The organism is Streptomyces sp. NPDC088762 (assembly GCF_044750905.1).
Lineage (GTDB): Bacteria > Actinomycetota > Actinomycetes > Streptomycetales > Streptomycetaceae > Streptomyces.
Genome location: NZ_JBIVKT010000002.1, coordinates 554,367 through 576,642 on the forward strand (window position 1 = coordinate 554,367; position 22,276 = coordinate 576,642).

23 protein-coding genes are annotated in these 22,276 nt (G+C 72.6%); 9 read left to right on the top strand and 14 right to left on the bottom strand.

What is annotated here, in order from left to right; genetic code table 11:
• Positions 1 to 100: 100 nt before the first annotated feature.
• The 5 genes from ACIP5M_RS07270 to ACIP5M_RS07290 form a co-directional block, all read right to left on the bottom strand.
• Positions 101 to 775, bottom strand: a complete 675-nt coding sequence (locus ACIP5M_RS07270) for a YoaK family protein (protein WP_401193055.1) — start codon at positions 773 to 775, stop codon at positions 101 to 103.
• Positions 772 to 1,158: a VOC family protein gene (locus ACIP5M_RS07275; RefSeq protein ID WP_401193057.1), complete on the bottom strand. Its 387-nt coding sequence runs from the start codon at positions 1,156 to 1,158 to the stop codon at positions 772 to 774. The genes ACIP5M_RS07270 and ACIP5M_RS07275 overlap by 4 nt, the downstream gene beginning before the upstream one ends.
• A gap of 103 nt (positions 1,159 to 1,261) precedes the next feature.
• On the bottom strand, positions 1,262 to 2,230 hold the full coding sequence (locus ACIP5M_RS07280; protein WP_401193060.1) for a nucleoside hydrolase: 969 nt from the start codon (positions 2,228 to 2,230) through the stop codon (positions 1,262 to 1,264).
• 97 nt (positions 2,231 to 2,327) lie between these two features.
• Complete coding sequence (locus tag ACIP5M_RS07285; RefSeq protein ID WP_401193062.1) at positions 2,328 to 2,969, bottom strand: endonuclease; 642 nt, start codon at positions 2,967 to 2,969, stop codon at positions 2,328 to 2,330.
• Positions 2,970 to 3,087: 118 nt separating this feature from the next.
• A complete protein-coding gene (locus ACIP5M_RS07290) occupies positions 3,088 to 4,296 on the bottom strand; it encodes an aromatic acid exporter family protein (protein WP_401193064.1) in 1,209 nt (402 codons plus the stop codon).
• A 513-nt stretch (positions 4,297 to 4,809) separates the two neighbouring features.
• Between ACIP5M_RS07290 and ACIP5M_RS07295 the strand changes: the two genes are divergently transcribed.
• Entirely contained in the window at positions 4,810 to 4,992 is a 183-nt protein-coding gene (locus ACIP5M_RS07295) for a hypothetical protein (RefSeq protein ID WP_401193067.1), read from the top strand.
• Positions 4,993 to 5,079: 87 nt separating this feature from the next.
• Here ACIP5M_RS07295 and ACIP5M_RS07300 read toward each other — a convergent pair whose 3' ends face one another.
• The gene (locus ACIP5M_RS07300) at positions 5,080 to 5,469 is read right to left on the bottom strand and encodes a hypothetical protein (protein ID WP_401193069.1); all 390 of its coding nucleotides are present in this window, start codon (positions 5,467 to 5,469) and stop codon (positions 5,080 to 5,082) included.
• Positions 5,470 to 5,570: 101 nt separating this feature from the next.
• Here ACIP5M_RS07300 and ACIP5M_RS07305 point away from each other — a divergent pair, with 101 nt between their 5' ends.
• Entirely contained in the window at positions 5,571 to 6,128 is a 558-nt protein-coding gene (locus tag ACIP5M_RS07305; protein WP_401193071.1) for a SixA phosphatase family protein, read from the top strand.
• On the opposite strand, the gene ACIP5M_RS07310 is transcribed toward ACIP5M_RS07305, so the two are convergent.
• The gene (locus tag ACIP5M_RS07310) at positions 6,114 to 7,421 is read right to left on the bottom strand and encodes an MFS transporter (RefSeq protein WP_401193073.1); all 1,308 of its coding nucleotides are present in this window, start codon (positions 7,419 to 7,421) and stop codon (positions 6,114 to 6,116) included. The two genes, ACIP5M_RS07305 and ACIP5M_RS07310, sit on opposite strands and share 15 nt — an antisense overlap.
• Before the next feature lie 303 nt (positions 7,422 to 7,724).
• Entirely contained in the window at positions 7,725 to 8,018 is a 294-nt protein-coding gene (locus ACIP5M_RS07315; protein WP_401193075.1) for a WhiB family transcriptional regulator, read from the bottom strand.
• A 158-nt stretch (positions 8,019 to 8,176) separates the two neighbouring features.
• On the opposite strand from ACIP5M_RS07315, the gene ACIP5M_RS07320 reads away from it, so the two are divergent.
• The 3 genes from ACIP5M_RS07320 to ACIP5M_RS07330 all read left to right on the top strand — a co-directional run bounded on the left by ACIP5M_RS07320 (position 8,177) and on the right by ACIP5M_RS07330 (position 12,658).
• Positions 8,177 to 9,142 carry a TIGR03557 family F420-dependent LLM class oxidoreductase gene (locus ACIP5M_RS07320; RefSeq protein WP_401193078.1) on the top strand — a complete coding sequence of 322 codons (966 nt, stop codon included), beginning with the start codon at positions 8,177 to 8,179 and terminating at the stop codon, positions 9,140 to 9,142.
• 29 nt (positions 9,143 to 9,171) lie between these two features.
• Entirely contained in the window at positions 9,172 to 10,215 is a 1,044-nt protein-coding gene (locus ACIP5M_RS07325; protein ID WP_401193081.1) for an SDR family oxidoreductase, read from the top strand.
• Between the two features lie 280 nt (positions 10,216 to 10,495).
• Positions 10,496 to 12,658 (top strand): discoidin domain-containing protein, encoded by a 2,163-nt coding sequence (locus ACIP5M_RS07330; protein ID WP_401193083.1) that lies wholly within the window; start codon positions 10,496 to 10,498, stop codon positions 12,656 to 12,658.
• 111 nt (positions 12,659 to 12,769) lie between these two features.
• Here the strand turns inward: ACIP5M_RS07330 and ACIP5M_RS07335 are convergent, their stop codons facing one another.
• Genes ACIP5M_RS07335 through ACIP5M_RS07350 form a run of 4 tightly spaced genes read right to left on the bottom strand, consistent with a single transcriptional unit; the run spans position 12,770 to position 17,282 of the window.
• Entirely contained in the window at positions 12,770 to 14,149 is a 1,380-nt protein-coding gene (locus tag ACIP5M_RS07335; protein WP_401193086.1) for a GH1 family beta-glucosidase, read from the bottom strand.
• A complete protein-coding gene (locus tag ACIP5M_RS07340; protein ID WP_401193089.1) occupies positions 14,146 to 15,036 on the bottom strand; it encodes a carbohydrate ABC transporter permease in 891 nt (296 codons plus the stop codon). The genes ACIP5M_RS07335 and ACIP5M_RS07340 overlap by 4 nt, the downstream gene beginning before the upstream one ends.
• Positions 15,026 to 15,955, bottom strand: coding sequence for a carbohydrate ABC transporter permease (locus tag ACIP5M_RS07345; protein ID WP_401193092.1), 930 nt, complete (start codon positions 15,953 to 15,955; stop codon positions 15,026 to 15,028). The genes ACIP5M_RS07340 and ACIP5M_RS07345 overlap by 11 nt, the downstream gene beginning before the upstream one ends.
• A 10-nt stretch (positions 15,956 to 15,965) precedes the next feature.
• On the bottom strand, positions 15,966 to 17,282 hold the full coding sequence (locus ACIP5M_RS07350) for an ABC transporter substrate-binding protein (protein ID WP_401193094.1): 1,317 nt from the start codon (positions 17,280 to 17,282) through the stop codon (positions 15,966 to 15,968).
• Between the two features lie 207 nt (positions 17,283 to 17,489).
• Between ACIP5M_RS07350 and ACIP5M_RS07355 the strand changes: the two genes are divergently transcribed.
• Entirely contained in the window at positions 17,490 to 18,824 is a 1,335-nt protein-coding gene (locus ACIP5M_RS07355; protein WP_401193097.1) for an ROK family protein, read from the top strand.
• A 503-nt stretch (positions 18,825 to 19,327) separates the two neighbouring features.
• On the opposite strand, the gene ACIP5M_RS07360 is transcribed toward ACIP5M_RS07355, so the two are convergent.
• Both ACIP5M_RS07360 and ACIP5M_RS07365 read right to left on the bottom strand, forming a co-directional pair.
• Positions 19,328 to 19,717, bottom strand: coding sequence for a hypothetical protein (locus tag ACIP5M_RS07360; protein WP_401193099.1), 390 nt, complete (start codon positions 19,715 to 19,717; stop codon positions 19,328 to 19,330).
• Complete coding sequence (locus tag ACIP5M_RS07365; RefSeq protein ID WP_401193102.1) at positions 19,714 to 20,082, bottom strand: hypothetical protein; 369 nt, start codon at positions 20,080 to 20,082, stop codon at positions 19,714 to 19,716. The genes ACIP5M_RS07360 and ACIP5M_RS07365 overlap by 4 nt, the downstream gene beginning before the upstream one ends.
• Before the next feature lie 74 nt (positions 20,083 to 20,156).
• On the opposite strand from ACIP5M_RS07365, the gene ACIP5M_RS07370 reads away from it, so the two are divergent.
• The 3 genes from ACIP5M_RS07370 to ACIP5M_RS07380 all read left to right on the top strand — a co-directional run bounded on the left by ACIP5M_RS07370 (position 20,157) and on the right by ACIP5M_RS07380 (position 22,267).
• Positions 20,157 to 20,834 carry a helix-turn-helix domain-containing protein gene (locus ACIP5M_RS07370; RefSeq protein ID WP_401193104.1) on the top strand — a complete coding sequence of 226 codons (678 nt, stop codon included), beginning with the start codon at positions 20,157 to 20,159 and terminating at the stop codon, positions 20,832 to 20,834.
• 105 nt (positions 20,835 to 20,939) lie between these two features.
• Positions 20,940 to 21,221 carry a transposase gene (locus ACIP5M_RS07375; RefSeq protein ID WP_401193107.1) on the top strand — a complete coding sequence of 94 codons (282 nt, stop codon included), beginning with the start codon at positions 20,940 to 20,942 and terminating at the stop codon, positions 21,219 to 21,221.
• 125 nt (positions 21,222 to 21,346) lie between these two features.
• Positions 21,347 to 22,267 (top strand): endonuclease/exonuclease/phosphatase family protein, encoded by a 921-nt coding sequence (locus tag ACIP5M_RS07380; RefSeq protein WP_401193109.1) that lies wholly within the window; start codon positions 21,347 to 21,349, stop codon positions 22,265 to 22,267.
• Positions 22,268 to 22,276: the final 9 nt, after the last annotated feature.

A 22,276-nucleotide genomic window follows, 5' to 3' on the forward strand; every position in this document is an offset into this window, starting at 1 on the left:
TCCCTCCATCGAACGGTGTCTGTCATGGCCCGCCTGCCCGGCGGCTTCGCGGATACACCCTCCGGGCCCGAACCCCCGGCCGCGCAGAGCCGGCAGGCGCTCACACGGCGCTCCGGCCGCTCCTGCATGCCGCCACCCCGACGGCCGCCAGCAGCACCAGCACGGCCCCCAGGACCCAGACCGGCCCCGGACCGGCGTGGACCAGGGCGCCCGCGAGCGCCCCGCACGCGAGGGCCACCACCGACAGGCCCCGCCGCAGCGCGGCCGGGTACAGGGGGTCGGCGGCCAGCCCCGTGAGGGTCCGCGTCAGCACGGTGGTGGTCAGGTCCGGTACGCCGAGCCGGTGCACCACCGCGTTCTGCAGCCCCATTCCCGCCGCCAGCGGTACGAGGACGGCGTACCGGCCGAGGCCCCAGGCCTGCGCCGCCAGGGCCACGCCGACCAGGCCCGCCTGCCCGGCCACCAGGGGACTGAGGAGCCGGGCCGCTCCGGTGTCCCGCCGCCACCGGCCGCCGAGCAGCGCGCCGCCCGTGAACGCGGCCAGGGCCGTCGCCGAAGCGGGAGCCGACAGCCCGCCGGTACCGGCCAGCGCGAAGCCGAGGAAGACGACGTTGCCGGTCATGTTGGCCACGAACACCCGCCCCAGCCCGAGGAAACTCACCGCGTCCACCAGGCCGCTGGCGAAGGTCAGCACCAACAGCAGCGGTGCCAGGTGCGCGTGGGGGTGCCCCTCTGGATAGAGCCACCCCGCCGGACCGCGCCGTGCGCCGCTCACTCGCGGAAGCGCAGCGGGTGGTCGGCCGGCACCTCGACGACGGCGATCCGCACGCCGTCCGGGTCGGCGATCCACATCTCGATCAGGCCCCAGGGCTCGCGCAGCGGAGGCCGCAGCACCTCCGCGCCCCGGCCGCGCAGCTCCTCGTACGCCGCCTGCGCGTCGGCGACCTGGAGCCACAGCCGCAGCCCGGGCGCGGGCGGTGCCTCGGCGCGGCCCGACACCTCCAGGAAGCCGCCGCCGAGGAAGTAGACCGTGCCGCGCTCGGGCCCGGTTCCGAACTCGCGGTAGACGGCGAGGCCCAGGGTGTCGCCGTAGAAGGCGCGTGAGCGCTCGGGGTCAGTGGGGCGCAGCAGGATCCTGCTGCCCAGTACGTGCACCATAACCCCACCTTCCCCCACGCACGGCCCGGCGGGCGCCCACGCGGCCGGTGGTGGTGCCGAGGACCGCCGGGGGTCCCGGCCGGGCCACCGCCCTTCCGGGGCCCTACGAGGGCTGCTGACGGTCCGCCGGCTGCGTACGGGCTCCGAGGAGGCGGACCGCGGCGACCATGCGGTCCCAGAACGGCTCGGCGTCCAGGGTCATCGCGACCCGGGCGTTGACCGGGCGGCCCGTCGAGCCGTGCAGGTCCACGACGGTGGCGCCGCGCGTGTAGCGGCCGTTCAGCTCCACGACGACGTTCGCGTCGACGCAGTGGACGAGTTCGGGATCGATGACCCGGGCCACCGCGACCGGGTCGTGCAGGGGCGGGCTCGGGAACCCCCACAGCGTGCGGTACGTGGACGCGAAGAAGGTCAGCAGTTCGGCGCAGGTGCGGCCCAGCGGGGTGCCCAGGCCCTCGAAGCGGGCGACGACCTCGGGCGTGGCCAGCGCCTGGTGGGTGACGTTCAGGCCGCACAGGGTGACGGGCACTCCGCTGCGGAGGACGATGTCGGCGGCCTCCGGGTCGGTGAGGACGTTGAACTCCCCGGCCGGGGTGCGGTTGCCGCGCTCCGTCGAGCCACCCATCAGCACGATCTCGCGGATGCGCGCGGCGTCCTGCGGATAACGGGTGAGCAGCAGGGCGATGTTGGTGAGCGGAGCGGTCGGCACGAGGGTGACCGGCTCGGCGTGCCCGGCCAGCAGCCGGTGGATGAGGTCCACCGCGTGCTCCTGGACCACGCCGACGGTGGGTTCGGGGAACAGGGGCCCGTCGAGGCCGGAGACGCCGTGCACGTCGGCCGCGACGCCGAGCGGCTGGACGAGCGGCCGGTCGCAGCCGGCCGCGATGGGCACCCCGGTGATCCCGGCGACCGTGCAGACGCGCCGCGCGTTCAGCGTGGTCTTGTCCAGCGTCTGGTTGCCCGCCACCGTGGTGATCGCCAGCAGGTCGACGGCCGGGTCGGCGGCCGCCAGCATGATCGCGAGGGCGTCGTCGTGTCCGGGATCGCAGTCGAGGATGATCGGGACGGGCACGTCGTCACTCCTGAACGGGCGGCGGGGCGGGGCGTGGAGCTTCAGTGTGCCGCCGCGCCGGCCCGGGTGCCACGGGGCGTCCGGTCGCGGGGCTCCGTCAGGCCGCGCGCAGCCGGTCGGCCGCGTCGGGGGTCAGGCCGATGCGGACCAGCCCGTCGGCGAACCGGGCGAACTCGCCCGGCCGGACGAGCCCGGCCAGCGCGCGGGCCGTGTGGGGGAGGCCGACTCCGGCCGCCGCCTCGCGCACCCGCGCGTCGGCGAAGGGGCGCAGCTCGGGCCAGACGGCCTGGGCCTCGCGGCAGAAGATGTCGGCGCCGGTGGCCCCGATCCGCGGTACCTCCTGGAGCAGTTCCCGTACTCGGGCCGGGTCGCCGCCGGCCTCGTCCCGGAGGGTGCGCAGGTCGCCGTGCCGGCGTTCGAGCAGGAGCCGTGCCCCGTCTCCCAGCGCGGTGGCCGTGCTCTCGTCGTACCGCCGGTAATGCGCGCGACCGAGCGCGGCGACGCGCTGCCGCCGGTCCGAATCCGCCATCCGCCGCGGCGTGCGCAGCCCGTCCGCGAACAGCTCCCGGGCCGCCGCGACCGCCGTCCGCGCACGGATCGGCGCCGACAGCAGCACGCACAGCACCAGGAGCTGGTACAGCGGAGCCGGGGTGTCACGCAGCCGGATGCCGGCTTCGTGCGCGTACGTCTCGCCGTACTCGCGCAGTATGCGGCGGGCCATCGCCCGGGTCGGGTCCATCAGCGCGTCCTTGCCGAGGAGGTGGGTTGGAAGTCCGGGGCGGCCCAGCCCGTCCCGCAGCCCCGTTCACGGGGGCGCCTACCCGCCACGCGGGCGAGCCGGCACGCACGCGCCGCCCTCACTTCGGCAGCCCGCGCAACCGTTCCCACAGGCGCCCCCGCAGGCCGCCCCGGCGGTGCGTGCGGGCGGCCTGACGGTCGAGTTCCTCCAGCAGGCGCTGCGACCGCTTGTCGACGTCCAGCTCGTCGAGGACCCGGTCGATCTCGCTGAGCAGCGCGCCGCGCAGCTGCCAGTGCGCCGGATCCTCCCGGGCGGCGGCCAGCAGCAGGTCCGCGAGCCGGTCCCGGTGGGCCCGGGCCACCGCCAGCTCACCGGTCAGGCGCGCCTCCGCTTCCTCCGCGTTGGCACTGACCTGCGCGGTGATCAGCTGCGCGAAGCTCTCCACGGCGATCGCCGTGTGGCGCAGCACCTCCCGCAGCGCGGCCGCGGTCCCGGTGTCGAAGAGCGGGTCCTGCGGACGGGCCCTGGCCAGGTCGGCGAGCGTCCGGCAGGCCACGCGCAGCACCACCGCACAGATCTCCAGGGTGTCCAGGCCGGTGCGCAGCACCAGCCGGAAGAGCAGGCCCTCCTTGACCCGCGGGTTGAGCCGGAGGCTGTCCTCGGCCTGCCGGAGGGCGGCGTCGACCTGAGCGATGTCGTTGTCGAGCCGACGTGCCTCGTGGAGCCGGGCCGCGGCCTGTTCGACCTTCGCCGGCCCGAGGGGTTCCTCGCCGAGGTGGTCGAGCAGCCGGCTCATGCGCAGCGCCAGATCGGTGATCGCGGTGCCCGCCGGGCCGACCCAGACGGGCGGCGCCACCAGCAGGTTGACCAGCAGCCCGATCACCGCGCCGATGACCGTTTCCAGGACCCGGTCCCAGGCGGTGTTCGCCACCTGGGTGACGCCGAGGACGAGCATGGCGCTGATCGCGACCTCGGGGACGAACTCGTCCACGCGTACGAGGTGGCCCACCACCAGGGAGGCCAGGATCAGCAGGCCGAGGCTCCACCACGTGAGACCCACCAGCACGCTGAAACCGATCGCGATCAGGACGCCGACGACCACGGAGTTCACCCGGCGGATGCTGGTGGTCAGCGTCGAGTACAGAGTGACCTGGACGACGAGCAGGGCGGTCAGGGGGGCGGTCAGCGGATTCGGTTCACTGCTCAGGCGGAGCGCGACCACGTAGCTGATCACGGCCGCCGCGGTGGACCGCAGGGCCTGGACGGCGACCGGCTCGCGGCGGCGGCGTGCGACACGGGTGGCGAGGCTGCTGATCATTTCCGGCATGCGGGGACGCCTTCCCGGGACGGCCCCGGATGACGCACTCCGGAGCGGATCTTCCTCCGCCCCCGGGCGCGGCTGCGGGCAACGGACTGCACCGGATCCGTCTACGGCTCCGCGGGGCGGGTACACGCGCGGCAGGAGACATCGCGCCCCTGGTCGGGGCCGTCGCGCCCCGAACCGGGGCGGAGAGGAGAAGCCGTGGGGACTCCGCCGAACGACCCGGTCCCTCCCAGTCCCACCCCGGCGCCCGGGCCGGGCCCCGGTCCGGGGCCGGGCCCGCTGCCGGGCCCCGTACCGGGGCCGGGCGGCCCGGATCCGGTTCCTCCGGCCCCGCCGCAGCCCGAGCCCGATCCCGAACCGCCGCCCGCCCCGAACCCCGGGCCGCAGCCCCAGCCGGGCCCCCTGCCCGGGCCGGTACCGGCCCCGGAACCCATCACCTGATCACCTGAGGAGGACCGACTGGCCCAGGAGCAACCGGAGGGTCCTCTCGATGCGAGCTGTGAGGGAGCGCAAGCCATGAAGGACGAGAAGAACAAGGGTCAGGAGCAGGGCAAGGGCCTGGAGGAGCACATGCCGGAGCACCCCGGCCCGGACCCGGTACACCCGGGGGCCAGCAAGCCGGTCGCGGGCAAGAGCCCCGAGGACCTCAGGAGGATGCAGGAGCGGAAGATGGCCCGCGAGCGGGACGACGCGGGCTGACCGACGGCGCCCCGGGGCCTGCGCCCCGGGGCCCGCGTCCCGTCCCGTTCCGTTCCGGTTCGCGGCGGTTCGCGGAGGGCTGCGGTGCTACGGACCCTCGTCGTAGGTCCCCGCTTCGACCTCGAGGGCGAGTTCCTGGAGGACTTCGATCGCCGACACGTCCGTCCGGCCGCTGTCGTGCGCGATCGCGAGGCTGGTGAACGCCAGGCTGAACCCGGAGACCATCGTGTGCAGGGCCGGCCCCAGGGCCTGCGCCACCAGCGCCGCGACCTCCTGCGGAGACGCGTCGGCCGGCACGCTGATCGACGGCAGCATCTCGTTGAGGAGCGTCGTGGCCACTGTGGCCGTGGCCCGCTCCCCGAGGTCGCCGGGTTCGCCGTCGTCGGTGCCGTTCTGCCCCGTCTCGACGGCCCTGCGGATCTCCTGGGCTTCGGTGAGGATGCCGATCACTCGCTTGAGTACTTCTGCGCGTTCCATTGTTCGGAGCGTAGCCCCGCACCCGGACCTGCGGGTGCGTACCTTCCGGGCTCACCGCACCATGACGGTGTACCCGTACCCCTGCGGCGAAGGAGGCGGCCATGCCCTCGGGCCCCGCGCCCCACACGACGTCCTCGGTCTCCGAAGTGACCGCCGGGTGCCGACTGTTGTTGGTACGTCACGCCAAAGCGGTACCGAAGGACGTGGACGTCGAGGATTTCGAGCGTGCGCTGAGCAAGCGCGGCAGGGCCGACGCGCCCCGGACGGGCAGCTGGCTGGCGGAGTCCCCCTTCGAGCCCGGCCTGGCTCTGTGCTCCCCGGCGCGCAGGACGCGCCAGACCTGGCAGCTGCTGGCACCGGCGCTGCCGGACCCGCCGTCGGTCGTCTACGACGGCAGGCTCTACAAGGCGGAACTGAACGTCCTGGTCACCGTGCTGGCGGAGCGGGCGGCCGGCCTCGGCAGCGTGATGCTGGTCGGCCACAATCCCGGCATCCACCAGCTGGCCCGCGGCCTGTGCGGCTCCGGCCCGGCCGACCTGCTGGAGGAGCTCGGCGAGGGCTTCCCGACCTCGGGGGTCGTGGTGGTGGATCTGCCGGGAGGCTGGGCCCTGACCCCCGGCAGCGGGCGCCTGACGGCTCTGTGGTCACCCCGCCGCTGACCTCTGGCCGGACCCCTCCGACTCGACCGGAACCCCTGCCCGCACCGGCGCGGCGGAGCCGTCCGGGGCGCGCAGCGCGTCCAACCGGCCCAGACTGGCACGCCGTTGGACGAGCGACAGCCCGGCGACCGCCGTCCCCAGCACGAGCCAGCCGGCGGGCCCGGCGGCCATGACCGCGCCGGTCAGCAGCAGCGGCCCGACCGCCTTCTGCACGGACTGGGACATGCCCGCCACTCCCAGGTACGAGGCCTTCGCCGCCGCGGGAGCGAGGGAGACGGCCAGCTCCCAGGAGCTCACCGAGCGGATCAGCTCGGCCGCGGTGACCAGGGCCGCCGAGGCGAGCAGGGCGAGGGAAGCGGCCCAGGCGCCGGCGCCCGTGCTGGCGGCCAGGACGGTGCAGCAGGCGAGCATCGTCAGCCCGTACGCGACGACCGCGGCCGCGGCCTGGCGCGGCTCCCGCACCTTCGCCGAGACGCGCAACTGGAGTACGACGACCAGCACGGTGTTGACCATCAGGACGCCGGGGACCAGCGCGTGCGGCGCTCCGGTGTGTTCCACCAGCCACAGCGGCAGGCCGACATTGAGGATCGAGTCGTCCAGGCTCATCGGGATGTCCAGCAGGACGAACCGGAGGTAGCCGCGGTCCCGCCACGGGCTCGTCGCGGTCTGCCGGCCGGCCGTCACCGGCCCTTCCGTCCCCGGTACTTCCTCCGTCTGCCCTGCCCCGGTGCCACCGGCCCGCGCCGCCACGCGGCCGTGGCCGTGCGGTTCCCGGGTGCGCCACACCAGCGCCGCGGCCGCCAGGAAGGACGCCGCGTTGAGCAGGATCAGGGCGTGGTAGGCGCCGCGGGTGTCGAGGGCCAGGCCGGCCGCCGCGATGCCCGCGCCGAGTGCGTAGCCGGCGTTCGCCGTGCTGCGCGACAAAGCCTGGTAGGTGGCGCGCCGGTCGCCCGCCGCACGGGTGGCGAACAGCATCTCCAGGGTCTTGGCCGCCCGGTCGCCCAGGCAGGTGACGGCGACGACGGGGAGCAGCACCCGGAAGTCCGTGGCCACGAGCAGCACGCAGAGCGTGCCGAGGCGCAGGACGTGACAGCCGATCAGCAGCGACCGGACGGTGAAGCGGCATGCCAGGTGGCCCGCCAGCGGCGAGCCGGCGATGCCGGCGACCGCGGCCGCGCCCAGCAGGAGGCCCAGTTGCCGGGCGTCGAGTCCGACCACGAAGGTGAAGAAGAGGACCGAGGACGCGGCCCATACGCCGGTACCGGTCCGGTCCAGCAGCTGGGCGAGCAGCATGATCCGCGCGTCCCGGCCTCCCGGGGGCCTGCGCAACTGTGCCACCAGCCCGGAGCCCGCCGTCCGGCCCTTCCCGTCCCCCGTACCCCGCCGCCACATCCCGGGCCTCCGCTCCCCCGCACCAAGTATCTCGATGTCGAGATACTTCGGCAGTAGCCTGCCCGAAGTAAATCTTGACGTCAAGATAATTGGGGGCGGCGGCCGCCCGGGTCCGACGCCGTGGTGGGCGTGCCCGGGCCGGTGGCGATCACGCGCAGCGGCGGTGTCCGAGGCGCCCCGGCGGTTCCGGTCCGCCGTGCAGCTTCAGGCCCCGGCGCTCACCCGGGTCGAGGCGAGGGCCCGGCGGCGTTCCTCCTCGGTCAGCCCGCCCCACACTCCGTAGGGCTCCTGCACGCGCAGCGCGTGCCGCAGGCACTGGTCGCGCACCGGGCACCAGCCGCAGATGCGTTTGGCCGCCTCGTCACGGACGGAGCGTTCCTCGCCGCGTTCGCCCTCGGGGTGGAAGAACCACTCCGACCCCGCGCCCCGGCAGGCTGCCGCCGCCTGCCACGCCCATTCGTGTTCCGCTCGGCCCGGCAGGCGCGAGACGTCGGTCATGACTGTGCTCCTCCTCGGGTGATGGATGGTGTCCTCACCGCGCCTGCACGGTCAGCGGAGGCTTAAACGTCGTTTCCCGGCCACAGGAGCCCGACTTTCGCGGCAGCCCCACCCAAGACCGGGTGTTTCGGGCGGGCGCCAACGGCAAGGAGCGGGACATGGTGCAGATCGGATACACGATGATGACCGAGCAGGCAGGACCGCGGGACCTGGTGGACCACGTCGTGGGCGCCGAGCGCGCGGGTTTCGACTTCTCCGTCACCTCGGACCACTACTTCCCCTGGCTCGACTCCCAGGGCCACTCTCCGTACGCGTGGAGCGTCCTCGGCGCCGCCGCGCAGGCCACCGACCGGATCCCCCTCATGACGTTCGTGACCTGCCCGACCTTCCGCTACCACCCGGCGGTGGTCGCGCAGAAGGCGGCCACGATGCAACTCCTCGCCCAGGGGCGCTTCCGGCTCGGGCTGGGATCCGGTGAGAACCTCAACGAGCACATCGTCGGCGCGGGCTGGCCGGCGGCGCAGGTACGGCTGGAGAGGTTCGAGGAGGCGGTGCGGATCGTGCGCGCCCTCCTGGACGGGGAGAGCGTCACCCACCACGGCACGCACTTCGACGTGGACGACGCCAGGCTGTGGGACCTTCCCGACACGCCCCCGCCGCTCGCCATCGCCGCGTCCGGTGCCAGTTCCTGCGAGATCGCGGGGCGGTACGGCGACGCGCTCGTCGCCGTCCAGCCCGAACGCGACATCGTCACCGCGTTCGGCGAGCACGGCGGTGCCGGCAAACCGTGCCTCGGGCAGGTGCCCGTCTCCTTCGACCCCGATCGCGAGGCGGCCGTACGCCGCGCCCACGACCAGTTCCGCTGGTCCGTGGGCGGCTGGCAGGTCAACGCCGAACTTCCCGGACCCGGCGGTTTCGCCGCGGCGACGCAACACGTCCGCCCCGGGGACGTGGCGGACACCATCCCCTGCGGCGACGATCCGGCCGCAGTCGTCGAAGCCGTCCGCGCCTACGTGGACGCCGGCTTCACGGAAGTGGCCCTGGTCCAGATCGGCGGCGACCAGCAGAAGCCGTTCCTGCACTGGGCGGAGAAGGAACTGCTGCCCGCCCTGCGGGAGTTGTGACGCGAGCGTCGGCGGGAGGAGCGGCACCCATGACCCAGAGCGCGGCCAGGACCGTGGTGGTCACCGGGGCCAGCGGCGGCATCGGCCGGGCCACCGCCCGGGAGTTCGCCCGCAGGGGCGACCGCGTCGCGCTGATCGCCCGCGGGCGCGCCGGGTTGGAGGCCGCGGCGGCCGAGGTGCGCGAGCTCGGCGGCCGGTCGCTCGCCGTGCCGGCCGACGTGGCCGACGACCGGGCCGTGGAGGCCGCCGCGGACGAGGTGGAGCGGGTCTTCGGCCCCATCGACGTGTGGGTGAACGTCGCGTTCGTCTCCGTGTTCGCGCCGTTCGCCGAGATCGGACCGCAGGAGTACCGCCGCGTCACGGAGGTCACGTACCTCGGCTACGTCAACGGCACCCGGGCCGCCCTGGCCAGGATGGTGCCGCGCGACCGCGGCACGGTGGTGCAGGTCGGCTCCGCGCTGGGGGAGCGGTCGGTCCCGCTGCAGTCGGCCTACTGCGGCGCCAAGCACGCGGTCAACGGATTCACCTCCTCGGTGCGCACCGAGCTGCTGCACGCCGGCAGCCGCGTCCGCATCACCGTCGTGCAGATGCCGGCCGTCAACACCCCGCAGTTCTCCTGGGTGCTCTCCCGGCTGCCCCGCCATCCGCAGCCGGTCCCGCCGATCTACCAGCCCGAAGTGGCCGCACGGGCCGTCGTCCACGCCGCCGCGCATCCCGGGCGCAAGCAGTACTACGTCGGCGCCTCGACCCTCGCCACGCTGCTGGCCAACCGGGTGGCGGCCGGGCTGCTCGACCGCTACCTGGCCCGGACGGGCTACGACGCCCAGCAGACCGACGCGCCCGCGCCGCCCGGGCGCCCGTCCAACCTCTGGCGCCCGCTGGACGGCGCGGGCTCACCCGCCCGCGACTTCGGGGCGCACGGAGAGTTCGACGCGCGCTCCCACCCGCGCTCCGCCCAGGCCTGGGCGTCCCGGCACGCCCGGCTGGCGTGGTCCGCCGCGCTGGTGGCCGTCGGCGCGGCGGCGGGTTTCGGCGTCAAGCATCGAACGCATCGCGGTATCGACGTTCCCTAACGGGCCAGTTCCTGAACCCTCGTCCCCTGCTTCGCCTGTCAGTGGCGCGGTGGCCGCAGCTGGGCTGAGCGGCGGTAGGGATCCCCAGTACAGTGCTGACGGATTTTTCCGTCAACACTTTTCACAAGGATTGAAGAAACTCCGAGTTCACAGCGCTGCGCGGTGCATGACGCACCGCCAGGCGTTCGTTTCATGAACGCCGGAACCCTTGACGGCCTCCCTGACGGGCAGTTCACTCACGCTTCGATCCCCCCGGATCCAAGACGTCAGGAGCCCCCACATGCCCGTTGCCTCCTCCCCTCCGCCACGATCCCTGGCGGCGGCCCTCGCCGCCGCCCTGGTCGCCGCCCTCCTCGTGCTGCTGCCGGGCAGCACCACCGCGCAGGCGGCCCCCGTCCTGCTCTCGCAGGGCAAACCCGCCACCGCCTCCAGCACCGAGGGCGCCGGCACCCCGGCCTCCGCCGCCGTCGACGGCGACAACGGCACCCGCTGGTCGAGCCGGTTCGCCGACCCGCAATGGATACAGGTCGACCTCGGCGCCCCCGCCCAGCTGACCCAGGTGCTGCTGCGCTGGGAGACCGCCTACGCGACGGCGTACCGGATCGAGCTGTCCCAGAACGGCACCGACTGGACCACCGCCTACTCCACGACCAGCGCCACCGGCGGCGGCCAGACCCTCGACATCAGCGGTACCGCCCGCTACGTGCGGGTCCACGGCACCCAGCGCGCCACCGAATGGGGCTACTCGCTCTGGGAGTTCCAGGTCTACGGAACCACGGGCACCGGCCCGGCCCTCCCCGGCGGCGGCGACCTCGGCCCCAACGTCATCGTCTTCGACCCCTCCACCCCCGACATCCAGGCCAGGCTGGACCAGGTCTTCCGGCAGCAGGAGTCCGCGCAGTTCGGCTCAGGCCGCTACCAGTTCCTCTTCAAGCCCGGTACCTACAACGGCCTGAACGCCCAGATCGGCTTCTACACCGCCGTCTCCGGTCTCGGCCTGAACCCCGACGACACCACCATCAACGGCGACGTCACCGTCGACGCGGGCTGGTTCAACGGCAACGCCACCCAGAACTTCTGGCGCTCCGCCGAGAACCTGGCCCTCAATCCCGTCAGCGGCACCGACCGCTGGGCCGTCTCCCAGGCCGCGCCGTTCCGCCGCATGCACGTCAAGGGCGGACTCAACCTTGCCCCCAACGGCTACGGCTGGGCCTCCGGCGGCTACATCGCCGACTCGAAGATCGACGGCCAGGTGGGCAACTACTCGCAGCAGCAGTGGTACACCCGTGACAGTTCGATCGGCGGCTGGTCCAACGGCGTCTGGAACCAGGTCTTCTCCGGCACCCCGGGCGCACCCGCCCAGGGCTTCCCGAATCCGCCGTACACCACCCTGGACACCACGCCGGTCTCCCGTGAGAAGCCCTTCCTCTACCTCGACGGCGCCGACTACAAGGTCTTCGTCCCGGCGAAGCGCGTCAACGCGCGCGGCACTTCCTGGGGCAACGGCACCGCCCCGAAGGGCAGTTCCATCCCGCTCAACCAGTTCTACGTGGTCAAGCCGGGCGCGAGCGCGGCGACGATCAACCAGGCGCTGACCCAAGGCCTGAACCTGCTGTTCACCCCGGGCGTCTACCACGTCGACCGGACCCTGCAGGTGAACCGTCCCGGCACGGTGGTCCTCGGTCTCGGCCTGGCCACCATCGTCCCGGACAACGGCGTGACCGCGATGAGGGTCGCCGATGTCGACGGCGTCCGGCTGGCCGGTCTCCTGATCGACGCGGGACCGGTCAACTCGCCGACGCTGCTGGAGGTGGGCCCGGCCGGCGCCGCCGGCGACCACGCGGCCGATCCGACGACCGTCCAGGACGTCTTCATCCGCGTCGGCGGCGCGGGTCCGGGCAAGGCCACGGTCGGCATGGTCGTCAACAGCCACGACACGATCGTCGACCACACCTGGATCTGGCGGGCCGACCACGGCGACGGGGTGGGCTGGGAGACCAACCGCTCCGACTACGGCTTCCGGGTCAACGGCGACGACGTACTGGCCACCGGGCTCTTCGTCGAGCACTTCAACAAGTACGACGTGGAGTGGAACGGCGAACGCGGCCGGACGATCTTCTTCCAGAACGAGAAGGCGTACGACGCCCCCGATCAGGCAGCGGTCCAGAACGGCTCCGTGAAGGGTTTCGCGGCCTACAAGGTGGCCGACTCGGTCTCCGTCCACGAGGGCTGGGGCCTGGGCAGCTACTGCTACTACAACGTCGACCCGACGATCCGCCAGGACCACGGCTTCGAGGTCCCGGTCAAGCCGGGCGTGAGGTTCCACGACCTGCTGGTCGTCTCGCTCGGCGGCAACGGGCAGTACGAGCACGTGGTCAACGGCACGGGCGCGCCCACCTCCGGCACCTCGACCACGCCCTCCACGGTGGTCTTCTACCCGTGACGCCGTGACGCCGTGACCCCGTGATCCCGTGACCCTCTGACCGTGGAACCGGAAGGCGCGGGGCGGCCGCAAGCCGCCCCGCGCCTTCCGGGCCGTCCGGGGGGGAGGAGGTCAGCCGGCCCGGTGGGCGGCGATGATCCCGGCGTAGTGCCGGCCGCTGGACTTGACGGTGCGGCGCTGCGTGGCGTAGTCGACGTGGACCAGCCCGAACCGCTTGTCATAGCCGTAGGCCCACTCGAAGTTGTCCAGCAGCGACCAGGCGTAGTAGCCGGCCACCGGCGCGCCCCGGCGGGCGGCCCGGGCGCAGGCGGCGAGGTGGGAGGTGAGGAAGGCGGTGCGCTCGGGGTCGTGGACGGTGCCGTCGGGGGCCAGTGCGTCGGGGTAGGCGGAGCCGTTCTCGGTGATGTGGATGGGCCGTGGGCCGTACTCCCGGTGCAGGCGCATGATCAGGGTCTCCAGGCCGTCGGCGTCGACTTCCCAGTCCATGCCGGTGCGCGGGACGCCGGGGCGGGCGATCTGACGGGCGTGGGGGGCGGGGCCCTCCGGGTCGGCGGCGACGACCTGCGGGAAGTAGTAGTTGAGGCCGATCCAGTCGAGGGGGGCGGCGATGGTCCCGGCGTCGCCGGCGCGCTCGGGGAGGTCGACCCGGTAGACCTCCCGCATGTCGTCGGGGAATCCGCGGCCGTGGACGGGGTCGAGCCACCAGCGGTTGACGTGGCCGTCCATCCGGCGGGCGGCGGCGAGGTCGGCCGCGGAGGCGGTGGCGGGTGTGATGGGGGAGAGGTTGTTGACGATGCCGATCCGGGCGGCGGGCGCGGCGGCCCGGACCGCGCGGGCGGCCAGGCCGTGGCCGAGCAGGAGGTGGTACGAGGCGCGCACGGCGGCGGTCAGGTCGGTCAGTCCGGGGGCCATCCGGCCCTCCAGATGGCCGATCCACGCGGAGCACAGCGGCTCGTTGAGGGTGGCCCACTGGGTGACGCGGTCACCGAGGCGCGCGGCGACGAGCCCCGCGTACGAGGCGAAGTGCTCGGCGGTGTCCCGTTCGGGCCAGCCGCCCCGGTCCTGGAGGGCCTGCGGCAGGTCCCAGTGGTAGAGGGTGACGGAGGGCTGGATCCCGGCGGCCAGCAGCCCGTCGACGAGGCGGTCGTAGAAGTCGAGGCCCTTGGCGTTGGCGGGACCGTCGCCGCCGGGTACGACGCGCGGCCAGGCGACGGAGAGCCGGTAGGCGTTGGTGCCGAGCTCGCGCATCAGGGCGATGTCCTCGGGCCAGCGGTGGTAGTGGTCGCAGGCGGTGTCGCCGGTGTGACCGCCGTCGATGGCGCCGGGGGTGCGGGAGAAGGTGTCCCAGATGGAGGGGGCGCGGCCGTCCTCGGCGACGGCGCCCTCGATCTGGTAGGCGGAGGTGGCGGTGCCCCAGAGGAAGTCACGCGGCAGGGCGGCGAGGTCGAGGGCGTCGGCACCGCTGGCGGGGAGGGTTCCGGAGAGGGTCATTTGACGGCTCCTGCCGTGAGTCCGGCCACCAGGTACTTCTGCAGCAGAAGGAATCCGGCGACGACGGGGATGCTGACGACGAGCGAGGCGGCCATGATCTGGTTCCAGTAGACGTCGTTCTGCGTGGAGTAGCCCTGCAGGCCGACGGCCAGGGTGCGGGTGGTGTCGTTGGTCATGACGGAGGCGAAGAGGACCTCGCTCCAGGCCGTCATGAAGGCGTAGACGGCGACGGCGACGATGCCGGGCACGGCGGCGGGGACGACGACGCGCAGGAGGGCGCCGAGGGGGCCGCAGCCGTCGACGGTGGCCGCCTCGTCGAGGTCGCGCGGCACCGAGTCGAAGTAGCCGATGAGCATCCAGATGGAGAAGGGCAGCGAGAAGGTCAGGTAGGTGAGGATCAGGGCGCCGCGGGAGCCGTAGAGGGCGATCCCGGTGGCGTTGCCGAGGTTCACGAAGATCAGGAACAGCGGAAGCAGGAAGAGGATCCCCGGGAACATCTGGGTGGACAGCACGGTCACGGTGAACAGGCGCCTGCCGCGGAAGCGGTACCGGCTGACGGCGTACGCCGCGAAGACGGCGATGACGACGGAGGCGACGGTGGCGCTGCCGGCCACGATCAGCGAGTTCACCAGGTACTTCGCGAGCGGGACCGTGTGCCAGATGTCGACGTAGGGGCGCAGCGTGAGCCCGCTGGGGATCCACCGGAACCGTCCGGCAACGTCCTGCAGCGGCTTGAGGGAGCTGGTCACCATCACGAAGACCGGCAGCAGGGTGAAGGCGGCGAGCAGGGTGAGGAAGACGGCCCGCAGCGCACGGAAGGAGGCGGGCGGGTCGAGCGGGCCGCGGGTGCGGCGGGCGGCCCGCGAGGAAGGCGTACTAGCGGGCATCGGCGTCCTTCCGGCCGTGGCTGGTCAGGAGCAGGTGACCGGCGGTGACGAGGAGCAGGAAGAGCAGCAGCAGGACCGACATGGCCGAGCCGGTGCCGAAGTTCCAGGTGACGAAACTCGATTGGTAGATGTGGATCGAGATGAGGTCGGCGGCCGCGGGGGCCGCTTTGCCGAAGAGCAGGAAGGGGGTGTTGAAGTCGTTGAAGGTCCACAGGAACAGCACGAGGACCAGGACCCGGTTGACGGCCCCGAGCGAGGGCAGGGTGATCCGGCGGATCTGCTGCCCGATGCCGGCGCCGTCGAGCGCGGCGGCTTCGTAGAGGTCCGCGGGGATGTTCTGGAGGGCGGCGGTCACGACGAGGAAGGCGAAGGGCCAGCTCTTCCAGACGGAGACGGTCAGCAAGGCCCAGAAGCTGTTGTCGCCGAGCAGCCAGAAGGTGTGTTCGGCGCCGCCGAGGCCGAGTTGGTCGTGGATGACGTGGTTCACCAGGCCGTTGTCCCGCTGGAACATGAAGGCCCACGTGATCACCGCCGCGTAGGCGGGCAGGGCGTAGGGGACGAAGAACAGGGCCCGCAGGAAGCCGCGCCCGCGGAAGCCGTGCTGGGTGAACACGGCCGCCGCGGTGCCCAGCAGCCAGCACAGGCCCACGGACAGCAGGGTGAACAGGCAGGTGGTGGCGAAGGAATCGAGGAGGGCCCGGCCGGCGGGCCGGTTGACGTCGACGGCGAGGCCGTAGTTGTCGAAGCCCGTCCAGGGCGCCCGGTTCCAGTCGCGGAGGAAGAACTGGGTGAGCTTGCGGAAGCTCATCAGGATGCCCGTCACCATCGGGACGAGGTGGATCAGCAGTTCGAGGAGCAGGGCGGGCAGCAGGAGGAGGTAGGGCACGGCGGTCCGGCGGGCCGTGGGCACGGAGGTCATGTCCGATGCCTCAACCCGCCATCATCTGCTGGGCCTTGGTGAGTCTGGCCCTGACCGATTCGGCGGTCACCGGGCGGCCGGCCGCGGCGTCGGCGAAGAGCTCCTTGACGGCCGTGCCCACCGCGGTCTCGAACTGCGACTCCTCGGGGACCTGGGGGAGCGGGGCGGCACTGGTGGCGAGGGTGGTGCGCAGGACGGCGAGGTCCTCGTTCGCGAAGGCGGGGTCGGACTGGGCGGCCTTGACCGGCGGGATGGAACCGTAGGTCCGGTTGAGGATCTTCTGCTCCTCGTCGCTCGTCATGAACTTCACGAACTTCAGTGCCCCGTCGAGGTTGTCGGTGTTCTTGAAGACGGCCAGGTTGATGCCGGCGACCATGGAGTTGACGTTCTTGCCGGAACCCGGGACGCCGCCGGCCGGGACGGGAACGGGTGCGGTGCCCCAGTCGCCCTCCTTCATGCCGTGGGCCTTGAAGGAGCTCGCCGCGTTCTGCCACAGCACCATCGCGGTCTTGCCGCCGGCGAAGTCCTGGAGGGACTGGTTCTTGTCGTACTCGGCGTTGCCGGGCGCGATGATCCTGTCCTTGGCCATCAGGTCGACGTACTGCTTGACGGCGTCGACGTTGCCCGGGGTGTCGAAGGTGGGCCTGCCCGCGGCATCGAAGAAGGACGCGCCGTGCTGCTGCGACAGGACGAAGACCTGGTGGATGTTGTTGCTGGGGTTCGAACCCTCCGCGCCCAGGGCCCATGTGCCGTCCCTGCTCAGCTTCCGGCCGACGGTGACCATCTCGTCCCAGGTGGCCGGCGGCTTCTCGATGCCCGCCTCCTTGAACATCTTCTTGTTGTAGTAGAGCGCGTAGGACATGGAGTAGAGGGGGACGGCGGCCGGGTCCCGGCCGGCTGCGCCCGCCGAGCCGAGGGCGGACGCCACGAAGCGGTCCTTGCCGCCGATGGCCTCGAAGTTCTCTGCGTCCCAGGGCAGCAGGGCGCCGGTGGCCTGGAGGGAGGAGGACCAGGTGTTGCCGATGTTGAGGACGTCGGGGCCCTGGCCGGAGGCGGTGGCGGCGAGGATCCGGTTGAGCAGGTCGGACCAGGGGATGACTTCGAGCTTGACCTTGATGCCGGTCTCTTCCTCGAACTTCTTCAGTTCCGGGCCGAGCGCGGCCTGGTCGGCGGGGATGTCGGCGCCCTGGTTGGAGGCCCAGTACGTCAGTTCCCGGGGGGCCGTGTTCGAGCCGCCGCCGCTGTCGGCGGAGCCGCCGCCGCACGCGGTGGCGGTGGCGAGCAGGGTGGCGAGGGCGGCTGCGGCACCGGTTCTGGTTCTGCGCATGGCGGCTCGGTTCCCTTTCGAGGGGGCGGGGGAAGGCCGGTGGGCGGATCGGGCCGGATGACCGGTGGAGCGGGGCCGCGGGAACCGCCTGCTTCCAGGCCTTAATTTAGGACGTGAGTTAAGCCGTGCGGAAGGGTCGCGTCAAGAGGTCGCGCAAGGGTATGTTGCGAGCGGTGTCACGCTGAACGTGACGGCGGAAGGGGCCAGATGACCACAGGGCGTAGCGGACGCACGGTACGGGACCTGCGGCGCGGCAACCGCAGTGCCGTCCTCCAACGGCTGTACTTCGGGGGCCCGATGAGCCGTCAGGAACTCGGGCCGGCGACCGGTCTGAGCTCCGGGTCCGTCAGCAACGTCGTCGGCGAACTCGTCGCGGACGGACTGCTCGAGGAGGCCGGGGTCGTGGACTCCGACGGAGGCCGTCCCCGCACGCTGCTGCGCGTCACCCCCGGCAGCGCCCACCTGATCGGCGTCGATGTCGGCGAAACCCGGGTCCGGGTCGAGCTGTTCGACCTGACCCTGACCGAACTGGCCCGCACCGAGCAGCCGTTGCTGCCGCGCGGCTGCTACGACGTCGGTCCCATCGTCGACCACATCCGGGAGGGCATCGCCACCGTGCTCGCCGAGGCAGGGGTCGGCACGGACCGGCTGCTCGGTGTCGGAGTCGGCGTGCCCGGCATCGTCGACCGCGACGCGCCGGGCGGGGCCGTGGTGCACGGGCAGACCATCGGCTGGGACGCGGTCCCGCTGGAGCGGCTGCTGCGGTCCACCGGGGCGCTGCCCGCGGAGGTCCCGTACCTCATCGACAACGGCGCGCGGACGCTCGGCCAGGCGGAGATGTGGTTCGGCGCCGGGCGCGGGGCCCGGGACGCGGTCGTCGTCCTCTTCGGCTCCGGCGTCGGCGCGAGCCTGATCACCGGCGGCTCGCCGGACGGCGGGACCACCGAGGGCACCCCCCTGGAGTGGGGCCACCTGACCGTCTCGGTACGCGGCCGCCGCTGCCGCTGCGGGGCCCTGGGCTGCCTGGAGGCCTACACCGGCGCGGAGTCGCTGCTCGCCCGGTGGACGGAGCGGGGCGGCGGCCCTGCGGGCCCCGCGGCCCCGGACGAGGAGGAAGCGCTCTCGGAACTCCTCGCGGCGGCGCAGGCGGCGGATCCGGTGGCCCTGGAGCTCCTGGAGGAGACGGCGGAGTACCTGGGCGCGGGCCTGTCGGACCTGATCAACCTGTTCCGGCCGGAGCGCATCCTGATCGGCGGCTGGGCCGGTCTGCTGCTGGGCCCGCACCTCCTGCCCTCGGTCCGTGAGCACGCGACCCGGTACGCCCTGCGCCATCCCGCCGGCCGGGTCACGGTGGGCCTCGGCTCGCTGGGCGCTGACGCGGTCACGGTCGGCGCGGCCACGCTCCCCCTGTCGGCCTTCTTCGCCACGGGAGGCCGCCGCGCCACCCCCGGACCGCGCACCGAACCCCCGGGCTGGCACGCGTCGTTGTCGACCCGCACCGACCCGCCGGCCCGGGCCGGCCGGGGGCGGGGCGGTACCTAGCTCGTGCAGCCGGTAGGTGTGGGCGGATTCCGTGAACGCGGGCCACAAGGGGGGACCTCTGCGGTGGACTGATGCCCGGACGGCTGTGTCTGGCGGATCTCTGTGAGGGAGAATGCTCGCATGACGACGTGAAGAGCACCGGCCGGGCGACAGCCCTGGCAAAAGGTCGGGAACTGGCCCACGATTCCCGACGGCGGTCGACGAGTCTGCGCCGCCTGCGGAACGCCCGTCCGTTCGTACCGCCATCGCTTCCATCCGCCCGCGTCCTCGATGTTCGAGCGCTGCATCGGACTCGCCTGGTGTGCGGGTTGCAGGATCTACTCCGGCAACATGGTCCATGTCCCTCGGGAGCGAGTCCTGGTCGACCTCCTCGCCTCTCTTCCTCCTGAACAGCGAGAGCGGATTCTCCGTTCGGAGGCGCGAGTGATCGACTTCCTGAACCAGGCCCGACGCGACGGAGCTCACGGCCGGCGACCAAGCACACGGCCCATGGACAGACACCCCTAATGCTGCTCCGCGGAAGTTCGTGGAGGGGTGTTGGGCCTTGCGGCGTATTCGTCGGTGAGGATGCTGCAGGTGCACCAGTCGCCCGTGCACGGGGTGCCGGCCTCGGCTCCGTAAGGGCCGAGGCCGGCCATGAGGCGGAGGATCTCCGTACGGTCCGGTGTGGTGAGGACGGGGAGAGTTGCCCGGGACAGCGACCGCCAGGCGTCCGGGTCGTCGTCCATGTCACCGATGACCTGTGCGTCGATGAACAGGGTATAGAGCGGATGCTCGGGAAAGTCGTTGAGCCGCAGGACCCACCAACGTCCTTCGACCCGGGCCGCGTAGGGGAAGACAGCCGTGTCCGTGTCGTGCCACGTGACCCCTGCGGGCAGCGCGGGGAGCTTCATGACTGGAGCGCCGGGGTCGATGGGGCGGGCAGGATCCGCCCAGTGGGGTTGCCGAGGTACAGAGCGCAGGCACAGTCCAGTGCTTCCTCGGGAGATCCCGCCGGTGAGCCGCTGGGCAGGATGTTGTCCTCGTAGCCGTCACGGCTGGCGAGGTAGAGCGCGAAGCCCCAGGTGTGCAGGACGCCTGTGAAACGCAGGCGGCACAGCGGCAGTGGGTCCTCGTCGGGCAGTTCCCCTGCGACGTGGGCGAATCCTGCCCGGTAGCGGACCGTTACGCCGGTCAACTGCGGCCAGTGGGCGCGGGCGTGATCGTTCAGACGCTGACGCAGTGAGACCTGCATCGATGGCGGCGGGTTCTTCGGCACGGTCCCATCCTGCAGGCTTCTGCCACCCTGCGCCATGATCACCGTCTCGGTCGGTGGTGGAGGGGGTGGGGCCGATGACGGGGGTGAGGGCGGTCGCGGTGGAGCTCACCGAGCCGGTGCGGGCGCGGTTGGAGAAGCTGGCGGCATCGGCGACCGCGCACATCCGGCAGGTCCTGCGAGCACGGATCGTGCTCGCAGCGGCGGACGGGCTGGCCAACGGTGCCATCGCGCGGGAGCTGGAGATCTCGGTGAACACGGCGCGCAAGTGGCGAGGCCGCTTCGCCGTCGGCGGCCCGGACGGGCTCGAGGACGCGAAGCGGTCGGGGCGGCCCAGGACATACGGGTGCGAGGTTCGCGTGGCGGTGGTGGCCGCCGCCACCAGCGCGCCACCGCACCCGGAATCGACGTGGTCCCACCGCACGATCGCCGCGCGGGTGGCGGGCACCGTGTTCGCGGCGATCTCCGCATCCCAGGTCGGGCGGATCCTTGCGGACCTGGACCTCAAACCGCACCGGGTGCGCGGCTGGCTCACCCGCCGCGACACCCCCGACTTCTGGGACCGGGCCGCGGCTGCCAGCTGTATCGCACCCCGCCCGCCGGAGCGGTGGTGCTGTCGGTCGATGAGAAGACCGCGATCGCCGCCCGCTCGCGCAAGCACCCCACCAGCGCAGCCTGTCCCGGCACCCCTGTCCGCCAGGAGTTCGAGTGCCACCGGCACGGCACTGCCTCGATCGTGGCCGCCCTCGACGTGACCACCGGCGAGGTACTCACCGAGCCCATCGTCCGCAACGATGCGGCCACCTTCACCGCTTTCCTCGACCGTCTCGACGCGGTGATCGACCCGAGCAAGCAAATCCATGCAGTGCTGGACAACGGCTCCATCCCACACCGCCAAGCACACGAAGGCATGGTTCGCCGCCCACCCGCGCTGGCACGTGCACTGGACACCGCCACACGCCTCCTGGCTCAACCAGGTCGAGCTGTTCTTCTCCGCCCTGGCCCGTCGCGTCCTCCGACACGGGAACTTCGCCAGTCGCGACGACCTGATCGACAAGATGGACAGTCACGTCATCGGGCACAACCAGACCGCCAAGCCCTACCGCTGGACCTACGACGGCACCCCGCTCAAGACAGCGTGATCAACACCCCTCCACGAACTTCCGCGGAGCAGCACTAGCTACTGCGAACATGTCCGGCAGGGTCTTCTTCCCTGCAAGCGACCGGAGTTGGCGTGGGCGGTGCACCCGCGGGAAGCATCACGGGTGTGCGCCGAGCCCCTGTCACCCTGGCCCTCCTCGCCGTTGTCGTCGCCGCCGCCTTCTGCGCCCTCGCCCCGCCCGGACCGCCCGCTGCGGCGGCTCCGGCCGCCGCCGTCGCGGCCGCCGGGACGGTGCGGCTGACCAGCTACAACATCTGCGGCAACATGTGCTCCCGTGCCCCCTACGACCCGGCCCGCCGGATCGCGGCCGTCGCCGCCGAGGCCGATCCGGGCGGCTGGGGTGCCGACCAGCTCTTCCTCCAGGAGGTGTGCGAGCACCAGCACCGCGCGCTCCTCGACCGGCTGGCCCCGCTCGGCTTCGCGGGGTTCCACTCCGCCACCCTCCCGGCCGGGAACCCGGCCATCTGCGAGGGCCACGCCTACGGGAACGCCGTCTTCGTGCGCGGCCCGGTCTCGGCGACGGCCGCGCTCGACCTGACGGTCGGCGGCGAGCGCGAGCCGATCACGGTGCCGTGCGCCCTGGCCAACCTGGCGGACAGGCCCACCTGGTCCTGCTCGGTGCACCTGTACTGGGACGACGGCACCCTGGCGGTGCCCGAGGCGGACCGACTTGCCGCGCAGGCCCGCCGGTGGCTCGGCGACGGCTTCGCGGTCGTCCTCGGCGGGGACTTCAACCACTCCCCGCGCACCGCCACCCTGTCGCGCTTCTACCGGCCGGAGCGGGGGGACGGCGCCGACGGTCTCTTCACCGAGGCCGACGAGAGCGACCCGGAGTTCTTCGACCCCGTCGTCTGCCCGCCCGCCACCACGTCCGCCTGCCGGTCGGGCGAGACGACCTTCGGCGCGAAGAAGCTCGACTACGTCTTCCTCGGCGCCCCTCACTTCCGCGCGGCCGCCGCCGACGCCCTCCCCCTCGACACGGCGGTCTCGGACCACAACCTGCTCCGCGTCTCGGCCACCCCCTGACCCCCGGTG